This window comes from Mariniflexile soesokkakense, from assembly GCF_039650365.1.
Classification (GTDB): domain Bacteria; phylum Bacteroidota; class Bacteroidia; order Flavobacteriales; family Flavobacteriaceae; genus Mariniflexile; species Mariniflexile soesokkakense.
In genome coordinates, this window is the sequence record NZ_JAZHYP010000024.1 from 1 (window position 1) to 801 (window position 801).

Here is an 801-nt window from a genome sequence, read left to right on the forward strand (position 1 = left end):
CCTGTGTAACATGAAAAAACAAAACAGTCCTTGACCCTTTCCAAGCGTTCATTTTTATAATGTGTGCCTTCCAATAGTTCCAGTTCCCTTTCGGTTAAGTAAGCCCTATCATATTTATCGAACTTCAACTGGAACTGGTTAAATGGGTTCTTTGGCATCCATTCCAATTTTACTGCTAGGTTTATCATTTTCTTGAAACGCTCCAAGTGCTTCATGACACCATTATTGCTTAGCATGAGTTTCTTTTTGGAGTTTTTATAGTTTCTCAGATACTGTTCAAAATCACAGATAAAACGGTAGTTCAATTGTTTTAAATAGATATCGTTTGTTTTTAGTTTTTGGCTTAGGAATTTATCCAAGTACTTTTCCGTGGTAGCATAGTTTTTCATGGTACCGTGTTTCAAAACACTGACCATATTGGTATTGTGATAGACTATTAATTCATTTAAGCTTTTATGGTTATCATCCTCTCCCAAGTATCTTGACTTAATGGCATTGGCTGTAATGATCTTGGATTCTTCCAACAACTGTTTATGGCAATCTAATAATTGGCTGTAAACCTGGTCTAAATAAGCGTTCAGCACCCTTATTTTATAAGTGCTTCCACGCCCCCTGTTTTTCGAACTGTCCCATTCTTTAATGAAAACGGTTCTTTTAAGACTGATTTCTGAACGTTGTCCAGTGACTGTAATGCGAACGTAAATGGATAACTCGTTCGCATTGCTTCTTGATTTTCTTGTGAAGAAAATAATTGAAAAGGTACTGTTTGTCTGCATTTTTAACGGCTTTGGTTTGACATTT

The 801-nt window shown here is 35.7% G+C and carries 1 protein-coding gene; it reads right to left on the reverse strand.

The window, feature by feature from the left end:
* The coding region (locus tag VP395_RS15780) for a phage integrase SAM-like domain and Arm DNA-binding domain-containing protein (RefSeq protein ID WP_346242991.1) at positions 1-776 on the reverse strand (776 nt) is incomplete at its 3' end.
* Between the last annotated feature and the right edge of the window lie 25 nt (positions 777-801).